A 15,434-nucleotide genomic window follows, 5' to 3' on the forward strand; every position below is an offset into this window, starting at 1 on the left:
TGGTTACCGCTGTAGGTATAATCCAGCATGCCCTGACTCGTGCCGATGCCACCTCTGGTAAGCTTGGTGATATTGCCCATTACGTCGTAGCTGATCGCCTCATCCAAAGCGTTAGCTGTCGATACGGCATTAGTCAGCCGGTTCACCTTGTCATACGTATAGGCAAAGCTCTTCGTGCCCGGCGCACTGACTTTCGTGGTGAGGTAGTTCATCTGCGCAATATTCCCGTTCCACTGTGCGTTTGCCAATACATCCGGCGTGTTGTACCTCAGGTCCAGCGAGAACAGATTGCCGCTCGTGGACATGGTGCGCATCCAGCCCCGCTCGTTGTAGCCGTAGCTCAGCGTCTGCAGCCCATCACCCAATGCCTTGTCCTTCAGTTGTCCAACCTCGTTATACGTCAGTTTGGATAAGGATACCGCTGCTGCATCATTGATGCTCTCTTTGGTCTCTACCTTTCTGCCCATATGATCGTAGCTGTAGTTCATGGCAATCGTTGTGGTCGTGCCATTTACTATATGCGTACGCTTGCTACTCAGCAGCTCATCAGTAAAGCTGTAGCTGTTCTCTACCTGATCTGTGCCTAAAAGATGGTTATCGCTCTTGCTTTGCACTACTCTTCCTTCCTCGTCATAGTAGTTCACCGTCAGCAGCATCTTTGTTGTGCCCAGTACATTCACTTTCGTGCCGGTGAGTAACCCTGTTACATTCTCAGACTGGCCCAGATCCTTATTGGGCGCTGCCGCGCCCAAAGCCCCTGACCCCGGAAAGGCATAACTACCATAATAATTCATCGTCAAATACTGGCCAACACTTCCCTGCGGAATCGCATTGTTGCTGTAACCTGTGGTGGTATTATTCGGATCGGCGGTCTCCCACTGCCCAGGGGCTGAATAGGCTCTGCCTTGGAAGTTTTGCCGGTAATTATCATAAGCTAGATTACTGTGCAGATTATCATTATACACACCTGTCAATATAACCCTGCCCAAAGCATCATACTTGGTAAACGTCCACTGCTGCGGTGACTTGCTGCGCTGCACGGCATCCTGGCTCATCACCAGCTGGTCCAGTCTGTTATATACCATCAGTTCCCAGCCCTTACCCGGCACTTTCTTCTCGATTAACCTATTCCGGTCATCATAACGGTACTGGTAACAGAATGCCGTCTGCTTGGTCGCATCCGGCAGCCCCCCGTCCGAATTCGCCCCCGGCGGCAAGACAAACGAAAGGTTACCCAGGTCATCATAAACGTAATAGGTAGACAGGGCATGCGGCACCTCTTGCCCGTTCGCATTTTTCACTTTATTGAATATGCGCTTAAGCACTACGCGACCATCTTTGTCTTTATACTCATGTATCTGCCCCGCCAGTCCGTCGGTTGCCTGCCAGTTTTCATCTTTGGTAATGGTTAGCAAAAGTGCACCTGCTTTATAATTTTCAGTGCTACTCAGCTTGCGCTGGTATTCCAGTCCGGAAGTAGTTACAGGAACGGCACGGTAAAGTTTGACCACCCGATCTCCGCTTTCTGTGTTCGTGCTGTACTCTAGCTTAACCGTATGGCCTGAGCCTGGGATATTATTATCCAAGGGCTGCCAGTCATTACCGGGCGCGCCCTGCTCCAGCGAGCGGTTCAAGGGAGAAGACTCCAATACAGTTGTGGCATACGGCGAAGGGATAGCTGGATAACCCTGGCCCAATGAATTGTAAAACTGTTTTTGCGCACTATTACTATAACCAGATGTGCCATTCAGCGCGTTAATGCGGTAACTGCCTGGGGCACTCTGATCCGTGGCGTAAGGCAAATATTTCGTGGCACCTCTGCCAAACTGATCGTAAGCAAAAGGCTGAATCACATCTTTCAGGCCGCTTTGATTGCCTTTAATATGCACTGTCTGTAAAGTGTCTGCCCAGTACATCAAAATATTGTACAGAGGCGGCCACGTTACAAAGCGAGGCAGTATCCCCCATCGGATTCAGCACCCCCGGGCCCCCGTGGCTTCAGGGTAATGATATAACTTTGCGCATCCGAAGGCTGTATATTTTGGGGTACGCATACATTGCCGGAAATGTAGGCCCTAAAACTGTTGCCGAGCGTGGCTTTAAAGGAAAACCCTGGTTTAAGCGCAAGGCTTACCTGATGGCAATACGCCCCCGGCGCTACTGTGCTGGACATCTGCTGGTTAGCAACGAGCTGTGCCTGTGCGCCCAAAGGCCTAAGCATGAGCACGAAACCAGCAAGCAAGCAATAGGCTAAATGCTGTAATTTACAGTTTTGCATATAAGGTTATGCTAGAATAGGTTGATCAAAAATATTAAGACAGGTTTCTTTTCGTGATTTGAATTAATAAACAATAACCGGAAGTACGTAACCTGCACTGATGTTCACATTGGTGAACGTAACAGATGTGCCGCTTTTTGACTCTCCCGGCGAATCCATGTTAAAGTCGCGATAGATAGTAAACCCTCTCGGCGTTGAAGCCGCAATATTTATAGCCAGCGTGTAGTTGCCCGCCGGGATATCCATGTACTGAGCATTTGCATTGCTGGCATTGGGAAAGGTCATGGTTTTTAGCACCGTTGTACCAAGCTTCAGTTGAACGGTTATGGTGTTGTTTAGCCCCTGTGTATTGTTTATTAAATTGACACCACCCGATACACTGGAGCACGAACCGTATTGATTAGCGAGGGTTTGCGCATTCTCTTTCATATCAGCATGGGCCATGGCATTGGCGTCTCCCTGACTGGTAAAGGAGGTATATTTGCCTGCCGCCAAATAATACGTGTAATTGCCCGATGCCGAGTTAAGGCCACAGTTATTACGGGTAACGGTTGTATCCATAGCTGCACTGGCATAAGATACCAACGGCGCACAGTCCTGCAACTGCCCGGCATAATTATAGCAATAGCTTTCTGTTATCTTGCCGTTCTGATCCTTAACGTTCCGCAATCGTTGATAAGTATCATACTCGTAATACTTCAAATTTCCTCTAGGATCGGCCTGGCTGGTTAACCCAGCCAAGGGATTGTAAGTATAAGTTGCCACTTCCGCATTAGGCAGCTGCGTACGCAGCCTTGACAGGAAGCTTCTTACTGCTTCATCGGGCGGACTTATTTTTTTGCTATAATTTTTAATGTTATCCGCCCCTAAAACGTTTGCAATAGCGGTACTATCAGCATTGCGAATGATAGCGATCGGATATTGTCCTCCGTAACTCCACAAATAGTTTGTATTGATACCTTTTTCCGACTTGACCTGCTTCAGATTTTTGTTGTTCCAATCGTAATCAACGGTTTCCTTCTTTTCATAATACGGCGGAAGTGAAGCTGCGGATACATAAGGCACCATATCCTTGGGCGAATTGGCTACGGCCGCATACCGCTCGCTGATGGCACCAAAATCATTGTACTTGACAATGGTACCGCTCACAACTTTGCCGTTCACCAACTGCTCTTCCTGTACCGGAAGCGATAACATATTTTTACTAATCAAATTCGTATAGTTCAAATCCGAAGTATACTTCATAGTATTTTGAACCAGTTCTGCTTTGCTGTTGGTGTACTCTTCTTTGGCTATTTCGTTTTGGTTATTATAAGTAAAGGTCTTTTCTACTGTCGATGACTCAATCCCATTAACGAATTCTCTTGTAATTTCCTTAGATTTTTTTGTTCTACCATAAGAAACAAAATAGTTGAAGTAATAAAAGTTATTGGGATTATCGCCTTGATATACCCATTGCCTACTCAAATCAGTGTTTAACCAATTGTTCCCCGACCAAATAAACGGTTCATATTCGTCGATTACGAAAGTCTTTATGCGTTTCTCAGATAGTTCATATTCATAGCTTGTGCTTTTCACAGGATAATACGCACCAGCATTATCTGATTTGTAAAAAATCACACTTTTAATCCTACTGTTCATCCATGAAGGATAAGTTTTAAACACGTATGGAAATTTCCCGCTTGACTTGGGTTCATAGTATGCCGTTGGTGCGTAGTACTGATATTCTGTTTTTCCGTTTGACGCTTGCGAATTGCCTACCGATGTACTTTTTTCAGTCACCTTATCATAGCTAACTGCGCAACCTTGGTTGCTACCTAATTCTACAGAACTGTTCGATGCAAACCAAATTACCCGCTTTAAACTTTTCGTGAATTCTGTATCCTGGTACAATAACGGGGAATAATAAAAATTTTTAGACGGATCTGTAAGTATTTCACCAACACCTACTGAGCTCGGGCCATACTTAACGTCACCGTATTCATAAGCTTTTTGCGAGACAATCTTGCTATCTATATCGTAAGTAGAAATCTTTTTTATCCGTAAGCCTCCGGCTTGCTCAGGCATAATTTGGGCTGGTGTTCCACCTGTATAATAATGATAAGATAGTCCTGCTTCAATGTAAGGACTATTACAAGTCCCCATAATCGATCCAGTTACTCCATTCGTATATGCTTCCATTTTATACTTGTGACCTTCATATAAGACAATATCCAAATTCAGAACTTTTCGTTGATCTCTATCTGCCTGCCAATGGGTAAAAGAATAGCTAAAATCACTATTTGTCAAATCCGTGATCTTGAATGTCATAGGAAGATTAGTAGAGACTTTATAATCAGAAAACATGACATATAATTTTCCCAGCGTAATGTTACCATTGTTAATTGAGCCGCCTAAATTTTCATTAACCTGAAATTCTAAACTATTATTGGCCGGAACCCCAGTCAAAAAATCTGAAGTACAAGCCGGATCTCGATTTATTGCATATAATGTAACCTTCCTTTGCATCTCCGCTTGTCCTTGCTTTTGGCTATCGTTTAAGTAGTAATTGGGTTCATACTCGTAAGTAGTATATCCGCCTGTGGGGAAAACAACCTTGTTTAAAATACCGGCTTTGGTGTAGTTAAAGTCAGCTTTTCGATCTTCTCCGACGGCTACAGGATTTCCATTGCTCTTGGTAAAGAAATTTTGTGGAATCATTGACTCGTTATTCTTGCCATTGTAATATCCCCAATAATCTTGAGGTGTTGTTTGCCGTGGAGGCAATGGGGTTTCATTATAATCAAAGCTATATCTATTGATGGGTTTAGAGCTTCCGTTATAGAAAACCACACCATTTAGTTTCAGGCTCTTTCGGGCCACCGGATCCATAGGGGCGCTATAGACCATCGGCATTCCGCTAGCAGTTCTTTCAAAATAAACGTTGTTTTCGAAACCAACTTTCCTCATTATGTTACCTTTAGAGTCAAAGAGAATGAAACCAGTTAGTCTAGCATGGGTCGGAGGCCCGTCAGTACTTGCGATTACATCTTGCCGATCGTTAGCAGAAAGAAATTGTATGTACCCAGAATTGAAAACAATCTTATCGATCATTTTAGCATCGGCAATATCGGTTCTGATAAATGACTTGATTAGACCATCAAATTCGTTGCCTCCCTTGTCCACAGTGCTTAAGTTTGGTTGGTCATCAAGCATAAAACGGACCATATTTACAAGTTTGTAACCATGGTAGGCCACGTCTTTATACTTAAAACTAATCGTATCCGAATGATCTGCAGAAATTATTTCTGTTAAATACCAAGTTGCAGGCCGTGGCACATAGTTCAAATTTCCGTTAGTATATTCATACTTTATTACATGCGTACTTGATGTGCTGGTTGAATTGTATTGCCTCGGCGTCTCGAAGGCTGGTTGGTTATCTAAGCTTGTCCCGAAACGATATGTATTTCCCTGTTTATCAGTGACAACTATCTTATTGCCATATAAGTCCGCTTCGAACTTTATGGAATCCAAGTTTAGATTAATAAACTTACCACTATTATTTAGGCTAAATTCTGCATTTAAGTTACTTGTTTGCATACTAAACAAATCGGGTTGCTTATCGTTATAAATTGCCCATTGTTTCAAAGTCTCACTATAGCCAGTTCTAAACGGCTGCGAGTCCCCTATGTCATCGCCAATTGTATTATAATTAGGCAAGGCTTTGCCTAATTCCATAAAACCATAGGCTTGTTCGTCAGGCTTGTCTTTTATGACACGGCTAATTATGCCTCCAGCATTCAATACCCAACCCAAGCCAACAAACGAAGCCTCTTGATCTACGCGAATCCCGCTTGCATGATAAGACAGCGAGATTGGTAACTGCAGCTTTTTTCCTTTAATGGTATAAAGGGGAATTTCAATAGACGGTACGCCTGTTCCTGTATTCACCGGGTATTCCTCATAACGACCTAACGCAGTTACATTAGGAGAATGAACAGTATAGGTAGGTATATTTAACTTCGTCTCAAGTTGTTGAGCCAAAAGAACGTTTGATAAAAAAATCAAACAAGTTAAAAAAGCTAATTTATTTAGTATTTTCGTCATAAAAAAGTTTTGTTGTAAACTATATATTGAGAATTTGTATACTTCATCAAAACCACCTTTCTGATTATCAGGTATAAACACCGCACAACAATTCCGCGTACTCACTGGTAGCTGCACTACACATACTAAGAGCATCTATATGATTCATTGGATTATAATTCGATATTTCCTTTCAGTTTGTAAAAAGCCGAAATCACCCTCATCCGGCTTATTCTTTACTACCTGGGTTATAACGCCGCCAGAATTTAAAACCCAGCCTAACCCTATAAATGAAGCTTCTTGGTCAACACGGATGCCGCTCGCGTGATATGACAATGAAATTGGCAACTCCAGCTTTTTGCCTTTGATGGTGTAAAGCGGAATGTCAATCGAAGGCACACCAGTAGCTGTGTTCACTGGATACTCTCCATACTTTCCAATTTCTGTAACGTTTGGAGAATGTCCGGTATAACTCGGTGTAACCAAGCGGGTTTGTGCATACAGCACATTTGCTAGAAGAATCACGCCCAGTATCAAGGCTGACTGTAATTTTTTCATTTATGGTTCTTGTTTTTAAATTGGGAAACTTTGCTATTTCTTTGAGCATCTAAAGAAAAGTTTACTTTTACAGATAATTAGTTTAATTATTTCACAGCTTGGAGAACTATGAGCTTTCAGATTCGGTAAACGAACTACATAGACATGCTCATTCACTTTGTTGTGAATGGGCTTATAAAATTCACCAAGTGAACAAATAATTATTGAAGACCATAGGGGCTTTATGAAGGATAACTTTTGCTGACTAAAAGCTATTATCGAGAACCTCGAAAGAGTTTCCCAATTCTGTTTAACAGGCGAAAATGGGGAGCAGCCTTTTAACATGACCATTAGAAAGAATTTAAAGGATTACGAATTGATCTTAAAACCTGACATATTAGGAAACGGAAAGTATTTAATGCTTATAGAAAAGGAGGAATCCGATTTACACTGTGTTTGCGTGATAATTGACAATTTGAAAACCTTTTTTAGATTTGCAGGTACAACCGCCTTTGATACTGATTAGGTATAAGAATCAAACGCAATAGGCGTTGCCTTTTATGTAGCTTATACTATAAGCTCTTATTAACTATTTTCGCTTGTTATAAAGTTCAGCTAGCTTATGATCCAACTGTGCTATCTTTTTTATAAGCTTTCTATTAAGGTTTTGCTGCTGCTGAGCTTGATTGTCTTTTTCGATCATATACAGCGTCATTTCTTCCATCTTCTTCACCAACAACCGATTCATCTCCCCTAGGCTAATACCCTCTTTAGCAACTTCCTGCTCTGAAGGCATATCCGGCAGGTGTTTGTTTTTGTCAATGTATTCCTTGACCTCCGTAAGAGATGGCAGCTTATAACTTGGCTTAAATACATAATCCGGCCATGGTAGCGCCTCTACTTTTATTTCCGTTGCCCGTATGTTGCCGGCTACGGCTAGTTTGTAGCCTTTAGGGTCCAGGGTACCAATTGCAACGTTGCCATCACCCTTTATCCACATTAGTTGCTTTTCCTGACTGTTATTATTATAGTTGTAAAACGCAAAGCCTCCTGTTTCACCGTCAGCCTGGTTGGAAATAAAGTCGGTTTCTCCTCCTCCTTTTGTCCGGTTCCAACCAGTAAGTACTTTTCCTGAGTTGGCTAAAAAGGATAAATTAATTCCATCAATATTTGCGGAACTACCACTCGAAAGCAGAGTGCCATTTACATCTAAATTTGTCTTTGGGCTTATCGTACCTATACCAACATTTCCATTAGTAAGAAAAGTAGCAACAGCATTACCATAAATCGTACTACCGATGGCAAAGTTACCACGTGTACCAAATACCCCAGGTCCAATCGCCCACCTAGCACTATTGTCAGTTTCTAACGCACGTGAACTAAAGTGGATACTGGCTTCTCCATTGTCACTTGCTGGTGTGAGCCTGATCAAGCCGGTCACCGATCCTTTTACATTTAAAGGGGATTGCGGGTTGGTAGTACCGATACCGATGTTACCGGTTGTGTTCCATGGTGTGTTTTGCGCATAAGAAGCACAGCCAGCCAACAGGCAGGCCAGTAAAGTAGAAAGCTTTTTCATTTTGAAATTGTAATAGTGACTAAATTGATATACTTAATAAGCTGTGCGGCACAAGCGTTTCTTGTGACGCTGAAGGATGTATTTTCCGATGCTTAACTGTGCAGTAGCCTATGCAACCGTATGAGAGGTAGAGTCATTTCTGTGATAAGGTCTTAAGATTGAGTAATTAATACTTCGAAAGCAAAGATACCATATTGCTATAAATAGCCAATGCTTCTATTAAGATTTTATAATTATTAATCGTATATGAATAAAAACACTCGAAGACTATATGACAAACAGATAGCTCCACGGTTGCCCTACAACGCTGTTGTAGAGATATAGAAGTTCTACTAATTTATTTAGCTATTAAAAGCAGAAATCCAGCCTGGTTAATCAAGGAGGACTAATTAAATTCTCTATTATAAAACGACCGTTTTTTGATATTGAATTTGGTGGTCAAAACTAAAAAATCACAAAAACCGGAAAACACCTCTCACCTACCCCAAAACTCGCTTTTCTTCTTTTTGTTGAATTCTCGTAAACTCATTCCATTATTCAAAAGAAAATTTGCGTTTTTGATGATGAGTATTTGATAAAGAGGGACATAGATAAATGAAAATAGGATATGCAAGAGTGAGTACCCAGGAACAGAACTTGGATCTGCAAATTAACGAGCTGACCAAGTTTGGGTGTGACAATATATATCAGGAAAAGATATCCGGCAAGAACACAGAACGGCCGGAACTCAGAAAACTGATGGCAAGTCTCCGCAAAGGAGATGAGGTCGCAATCTGGAAATTGGACCGGCTTGGAAGATCACTTCGCGATCTGGTAGATGTAGTTGCCCATCTTCAAGAAAAGGGTGTTGACTTTGTAAGCTTGCATGACCACATCAACACGACGACCGCAACCGGCCAGTTTACGTTCAACATCTTTGCTTCCCTTGCCGATTTTGAAAGAGACATCATCCGGGAACGGACCAAGGCTGGACTCTCGGCTGCCAAGGCCCGAGGGAAGAAAGGTGGAAGACCAGCAGGATTGACACCCGAAAAGATGCAGGTGGGTTAACGGCCCGCGACCTGCATGACACCGGCAAGTATTCCATCGGCGAAATAGCGGAAAGGCTCAAGCTACCCATTGCTACCTGCTACCGTTATCTAACCTATGTACGAAATGAGAATGGAGGACAGGCCCGCGAGTGATAACAGCAAAAAGAGAAAAGGAGTAATCTGGGCTTTGCTCTTCTAGAAACCAGCAATATCTTTCCAGCTGGTACCACTTTTAGATTGTTACTTTTCCAGCGGTTTATACCTTATATATACATCAATTTTTACACCTATATATACGGAATAAATACTAAGAATGCCACACCAATTTCGAATTGAGATAGTTATTCTATTTGGTGTAATCTTTATAATGCTATATAGGTTTAATATATGGTTGAGGAATAGAAGGGCCAGCAATTCTTACTCTCTACCCTTCAATATAAATTAGCGTTTTAACTCAACAATTTAATTTTGAATATGAAAACGAACTTTTGATACTGAAATTTATAAATATGGATCGGTTTCGTCATAAAGATTTTAAAGTGTTAAACGATAGAACGTTTTTACTTTCCTAATCAGAATAATTTCCCTCAAGTTATTGTTGCTAATCCATTACAAGAGTTAATTAGCTACTTAATTTAATAATATCAAAGTTATCCATATCTGGGTTTATTTGCTTAAGTTGAGTCAAGATAAAAGAAGCAGGGACGCATACACCTAAAATTCAGTCAGAACCAAAACCTTGATTATTACTTAGACGTTAATCGTGTTGCCATTGCATCTTAAATAAGATTCTTTTATCTTTAAAACTTAAATAAAAACAAATGAAAGCCTTTACCTTTTTTACTTCCTTAATACTTCTTGTAGGTGGAATCGCCCACGCCCAGTCACAAACTCCGCAATTAAGCACATCGGCTAAATTAAGGGCCGACCGGATCATCAGTGAATCACAAATTCAACTACATCTTACAGACAAGCAAAAAAAGGATTTATACAATTGGCTATACAACCAAAATGTAACCTTCGATAGTCTTAGAAATATCAATGCTGATAAATCTGTGGTTATAGCTCAAGTAAAAGCCAACCAGGCCAAGTTGGCAGAAATACTTAGCCAAGAGCAAGTTTTAACTTTTCAGAACTATTTAAATGAAAGACGCAAGAAAAAATAATTCTCTTGTTTCGTATTTGGGCTGATTTAAAGTATTAATTTACTAATCTGACTTTAAATAATGAGCTGAAAGGAGTATAAGTTTATACCTTAATATGGTGTTTTTATTTACCCCCCTACTCTCAAGCGGTATTCTTCAGTGTCTTGCATATGTAATTTTACATACGCTATTTGATTGAATTAATCATAAATTTTTTATCTACAATTATTCCTCCCAATTGAAAAGTTATTCGTTCCATTTTAGCATCGTAAGGAGATACAGGATAAGTTTTAACTATGTAAGAAATAGTATAAGTGTATATGCCGTCCTTTGACATAACTTTTCTTATACGTAAAGTATTTAATGACTCAGGGTCTATTCCCCAATCATTTGTCAACAGGTCATGACCATCAAGAAACCAGCTTTTCGCCTTTTTTCTTAATAAAGCTGTACAATATTGCTTCTGTAGAGAATCTAACTTAATATATAATTTGTCTGGAGAGGTAAGAGGTTTAGTAGCCCACAACTTACAGTGAATATTATAAAAATTGCGTATCCGATCTGTTATCTGCTTATCTTGCTTATAATTCTGAGCATCGGATGTTGCTATCATAAACGTTATGATAAGCGTTAGTTTGAACTTTTTCATAGAAACCTTATTAATGTCACCAACGATAAATTTTAAATGGTGGCTTATGTACTCTATAGTTATTACCTGGGTAAAAAGAATTTTGCTTAAAATTAGACATCCACTGTTTGCCATTATACATTTCAATGTGTCCATATGGCACTCCACTAGGATCTGATGTGCCTCCAGGATATCCTTGTATTACAGCTATATCTCCTCGCTTGAAATCCCTTGTGTCTGTTTCTTCGAACTTCCACTTCTTGAGATATGAACCGTACAATCTAGCTGGCACAGGATGGTCTTTAGTATCAATTCCACCAGCTTCTAATGCCAATCTTACAAATCTAGCACATGCTGATCCTTCCCCAGCCTTGTCAGCATCAGCATATGTAGGGTGAGAATTATTATTCAACCAAAGGAGTGCTTTATCGATACTAAACCCAGCTTTATCTAAACCAAGGTCGCTCACACTTGGAACAAAAGAAAAGCTGAACTGCTCAAAAGCCCTAATGGCAACATCATGATCAATTGTCATTTGCCCATTATTAGAATAAATATTATAATCAGCAGCTGTTGCATACAAACTCGGTCCTATCATGCCCCAACTATCATAGCCCAAAATACCTCCAGTAGCTTTATCAATGATGGGACTTGCAGTACTTTCTCCTCCATCCGGATCAAAGCCCGTAACAGGGTTATTTCCCATACCTGTATAAGGGGAAGCGTATTGATCTTTTGGATCGGGTGAAAGCCACCTACCCAACTTTGAATCGTACATGCGTAAATCAAAGTTATTCCAGCCAGTAACCGGATCCTTTTCGGCATAAGCTCCTTGGTATTCGTAACGATAACCAACGCCGCCGTTACGGGCAATGCTACCGAAAGGAAAATAATCATTATAGGTAGTTACATCAACAGTACTGTCAGCTTTTTTGTTTCTATTAATAACCACACGGACGCTTTCAACATTGTCACGCAGTTCGTATACATAGCTATTGGATGCCAATGTATAATTACCCAATCGCGTGCTTCCATAAACTGGCACTTCTGCCATTGTAGCACCGTTGTAAATAGCCATAACATTGCCAGTTCCATCATATACATAATAGGTGGTGAGCGGCACTTGACTTGTATTGTCGATTCGGCTTATGCGGTTACCTGCTTCATCGTAAATATATCCGACCTTTAATTGAGTTAAAGCGGCATCAGCGTATATTCCTGTTATCTTACCGGTAACATCATATTTGAGGTACATACCAAATGATACACCAGCTTGTTGCATGCTTTTTAACTGTCCTAAATCATCATAAGTGTATTTAGCATAACTCTCGGGTGAGGCCATACTACCTGCCGATAGTAGTTTGTTAGTGCCGGCCTGATACTGGTAATTATTGAAGTTATCGCTCACAACCCCTGCTGCGTTAGTTCGCTGCAAGGCTTTTATATTGCCGTTAAAATCGTAGGTAATGTTGTTCTCAGCAAATTTTGTAGCTGCGGTAAAATTGTTATTAGTAAAATTGGGCGTACCCCAGGTGGCTCCGGTTAATTGGTATTTGTTATCGTAACCGTAAGTATACATGGTTGGGTCTTGCACGGCAACGCCATCGGTACTTACAACTCCCTGCGGCTTTTTGCTTTTCCAGCTCATGCCGCTTACCATCCCGTTGTAATAAGTGGCCTGCCCCGTATTAACACTCCCTATATTGCTATTCGCTCTCGTATAGTCGCCGTTAAAATACTCCAGCTGCAAGCCGAAGGCATCAGCAGCGAAACTATTAGCGCCGTCATGCCCGGGGTCATTCGCAGCCACACCACTTGGATGGTTGATCGTTTTCAATGCGCCTTGTGCAGTATACGTATAATCTATACCCTGTAAATTATCGCCTAATTCAACGCGCTTCAGTGGCCCGTGCAAATAATACTGGTAAGCCGCCTGTTGTAGCTTATTGACGCCATCACGGCTGGTTTGTACATTCACTAACCGCTGATCGGCATCATAAGTATAATGGTGATAGAACCTTTCCGTATTGTTACTTTTCTGATAAGCGACCGTAGTAACATTACCAAAATAATCATAAGTGTAATCAACCGTTTTAAAGCCCAAACCGTTAATCCATTTAATCATCCAGGTTACACGCCCTTGCTCGTCATAGCTAAACCAGGTCTTACTGTTTGCATTCTCCGTCCAACTTACAGCATTCTCTGTAAAATCTTGTACATAACTGGTTAAACCATGGCTGTTATCACTTGCATCATAATGGGTTTTCATCCAATCAGAACGGCTACCACCAGTCAACCCGCCATCTGCCGAAACATTATTTAGAAGAGCTTGGTCCGTTTTAGCGCTGTTAAAAGAGATGCTGCTCCCCGGTAGGTACTCACCTGCTTCTATTGGCCGGCCAAGTTCGTCGTAATTAGTATAGCTAAATCTCCCGGTTTTACGTTGTTCTGCATTTTGGCTAAAGCGAATTTTGCCATCTTTAGTATAAGCATATTCGGAACGGCCACCATCAGTTGTGGTTGATGCCATCACGCGGCCCATCAGGTCGTATTCGGCCAGATTAGTAAAAGGTAAGTTCTCTTTATTGGTGTATTGATCTATACCCTTTACCAGCACCTGCTGCACACCATTAGGCGCTATAGAGGCAATAGGCTGACCGTTAAGATTGTAGTAGTTATAACTGATATCGCCCCAAGTATTAGTATAGCTTATTTGAGGCTGGCCACTGGCGGCCACAACCTTGTACATGCCCGCCGGTAAATTTACTGTTGCAGACTGATTGGTATATAAAACGTTGTTACTAATCAAGTCCACTACGTTTACACCCCCGCCTGTAATATTAAGCGCCCCCGCCTTAGTTAATCCTAAGTAATGGTAATTCTGTCCCACAACGCTACCTTCTTTTACCTGCGAGCGGCAATTATCGCAAACGGTTTCTTCATTATCGCCTGTCGCGGCATTGTAACTGGCGGTAAATGGCTTGTCGGAGGCCAAGCGATAGACATTAGTCGGAGTAATAGCAGCTGGGGGCGTGTAGGCACTGAAATCACCATGGTAGATTAATTGATCATGGTCATATACCTTTAACTTTCCTGACCCTTTTAGCTTGATATCGGTTGTACGCTCGCCTAAATGGCTAAAGATGGTTAGTTCATCCAGATAATTGGTTAACTGCACAGTATTGGTTACCGGCAGCCAGTCGCCGGGTAAAGCTGTCATTAAGGTATGGCCTTCCTGGTCTTGCACAGCCATACTCCAGCTTCCTTGCGCATCGCGAGCCATCATAAGCGACGAAGCATTGGCCAAATCGGTTTGCCCTGTTTTTCCCACTATATCGCTGGAGAAAAACTTATTTCGAATGGCCAGATACTTACTTAATTCCTGCCCTACCGGGAATGTATTAGATACCGGCTCATGCCCTGATCCTAATTTCAAGGCTTCGCCGACACCCGCCTGGCGCGATGCCGAATTCACACCATCTTTGAAGTAATCTGTCCTGGTATACGGAAAAGCTGTTGCCGGTACATAGGCATCCCAGGTGTTATTGTTGCTGTAATACCAACCCAGCGTGCCTGGTTGTGCGGCTCCTACCGGGTCGGGATTGTTCAATTTATCCTTGGTATCAAAATTCAGCGTATTGTACTTAGCATTATTTGCATTTTGCACAAAGTCTGGCTTGTAGCTGAATGCACTGTTGTTTATAGGTGCACTTAGTGTTTGTATAGCCGGCCGGCCGTTAGCATCATATATCGGCTGACTGGCAAACACATGCTGGGTAACAAAGCTTTTCGACTGACTTTGCAGGGCTTGCCCGCTCAAATCAAAAAATGCTTTGCCTTCAGCAATCGCTTCTCCATTTTCGTTAAACGCTCTTTTCAATACCCAATTCAACTCTGGATTGGCAGAGCCGGCAGCCGCGGGTATAGGATAAATAGTTGACGAAGCTATGCTCAAGCTCACGTTTGAACCCACAAGAGCCGTGAAGCCCGGTTTGAGTGTAATAGATTGATTGCTGATCACACGCAGGGATTGCCCGCTGGATACTGTTTTCGTATTTCCGGCAGTTGGCAGTTCTATGGGTGAAACGCTCGATATCACTTCCTGACCTTTCACAATAGGGCTTGCAAAAAGACAGCTAAGTATTAAAATTGCTCTACTGATTTTCATAAG

The 15,434-nt window shown here is 41.8% G+C and carries 9 protein-coding genes; 3 read left to right on the top strand and 6 right to left on the bottom strand.

All coding sequences use genetic code 11. The features are described 5' to 3' along the window. Positions 1–1,916 (bottom strand): DUF6443 domain-containing protein (locus tag KHS38_RS18865; protein WP_249665480.1); only part of this gene is annotated, 1,916 nt, incomplete at its 3' end. Between the two features lie 125 nt (positions 1,917–2,041). Between KHS38_RS18865 and KHS38_RS18870 the strand changes: the two genes are divergently transcribed. After that, entirely contained in the window at positions 2,042–2,254 is a 213-nt protein-coding gene (locus KHS38_RS18870) for a hypothetical protein (protein ID WP_213490117.1), read from the top strand. An 87-nt stretch (positions 2,255–2,341) separates the two neighbouring features. Here the strand turns inward: KHS38_RS18870 and KHS38_RS18875 are convergent, their stop codons facing one another. From KHS38_RS18875 to KHS38_RS18885, 3 genes are all read right to left on the bottom strand, one after another. Next, on the bottom strand, positions 2,342–6,364 hold the full coding sequence (locus KHS38_RS18875; protein ID WP_213490118.1) for a DUF5977 domain-containing protein: 4,023 nt from the start codon (positions 6,362–6,364) through the stop codon (positions 2,342–2,344). A gap of 144 nt (positions 6,365–6,508) precedes the next feature. Continuing rightward, complete coding sequence (locus KHS38_RS18880; protein ID WP_213490119.1) at positions 6,509–6,901, bottom strand: hypothetical protein; 393 nt, start codon at positions 6,899–6,901, stop codon at positions 6,509–6,511. 568 nt (positions 6,902–7,469) lie between these two features. Then, positions 7,470–8,459: a hypothetical protein gene (locus KHS38_RS18885; protein WP_213490120.1), complete on the bottom strand. Its 990-nt coding sequence runs from the start codon at positions 8,457–8,459 to the stop codon at positions 7,470–7,472. A 594-nt stretch (positions 8,460–9,053) separates the two neighbouring features. Here KHS38_RS18885 and KHS38_RS18890 point away from each other — a divergent pair. Both KHS38_RS18890 and KHS38_RS18895 read left to right on the top strand, forming a co-directional pair. After that, a complete protein-coding gene (locus KHS38_RS18890; RefSeq protein ID WP_213490121.1) occupies positions 9,054–9,509 on the top strand; it encodes a recombinase family protein in 456 nt (151 codons plus the stop codon). 802 nt (positions 9,510–10,311) lie between these two features. Further along, complete coding sequence (locus KHS38_RS18895) at positions 10,312–10,656, top strand: hypothetical protein (RefSeq protein ID WP_213490122.1); 345 nt, start codon at positions 10,312–10,314, stop codon at positions 10,654–10,656. A 166-nt stretch (positions 10,657–10,822) separates the two neighbouring features. Here KHS38_RS18895 and KHS38_RS18900 read toward each other — a convergent pair whose 3' ends face one another. Together KHS38_RS18900 and KHS38_RS18905 are read right to left on the bottom strand one after the other, a co-directional pair. Further along, the gene (locus tag KHS38_RS18900; protein ID WP_213490123.1) at positions 10,823–11,284 is read right to left on the bottom strand and encodes a hypothetical protein; all 462 of its coding nucleotides are present in this window, start codon (positions 11,282–11,284) and stop codon (positions 10,823–10,825) included. Positions 11,285–11,300: 16 nt separating this feature from the next. Continuing rightward, positions 11,301–15,431: an RHS repeat domain-containing protein gene (locus KHS38_RS18905; protein WP_213490124.1), complete on the bottom strand. Its 4,131-nt coding sequence runs from the start codon at positions 15,429–15,431 to the stop codon at positions 11,301–11,303. Positions 15,432–15,434: the final 3 nt, after the last annotated feature.

Source organism: Mucilaginibacter sp. Bleaf8 (genome assembly GCF_018390515.1).
Lineage (GTDB): Bacteria > Bacteroidota > Bacteroidia > Sphingobacteriales > Sphingobacteriaceae > Mucilaginibacter.

Bases quoted from the DNA above. Each gene is read 5' to 3' on its own strand.
- KHS38_RS18875 (WP_213490118.1), bottom strand. From the start codon at position 6,364: ATGACGAAAATACTAAATAAATTAGCTTTTTTAACTTGTTTGATTTTT.
- KHS38_RS18880 (WP_213490119.1), bottom strand. From the start codon at position 6,901: ATGAAAAAATTACAGTCAGCCTTGATACTGGGCGTGATTCTTCTAGCA.
- KHS38_RS18885 (WP_213490120.1), bottom strand. From the start codon at position 8,459: ATGAAAAAGCTTTCTACTTTACTGGCCTGCCTGTTGGCTGGCTGTGCT.
- KHS38_RS18890 (WP_213490121.1), top strand. From the start codon at position 9,054: ATGAAAATAGGATATGCAAGAGTGAGTACCCAGGAACAGAACTTGGAT.
- KHS38_RS18895 (WP_213490122.1), top strand. From the start codon at position 10,312: ATGAAAGCCTTTACCTTTTTTACTTCCTTAATACTTCTTGTAGGTGGA.
- KHS38_RS18900 (WP_213490123.1), bottom strand. From the start codon at position 11,284: ATGAAAAAGTTCAAACTAACGCTTATCATAACGTTTATGATAGCAACA.
- KHS38_RS18905 (WP_213490124.1), bottom strand. From the start codon at position 15,431: ATGAAAATCAGTAGAGCAATTTTAATACTTAGCTGTCTTTTTGCAAGC.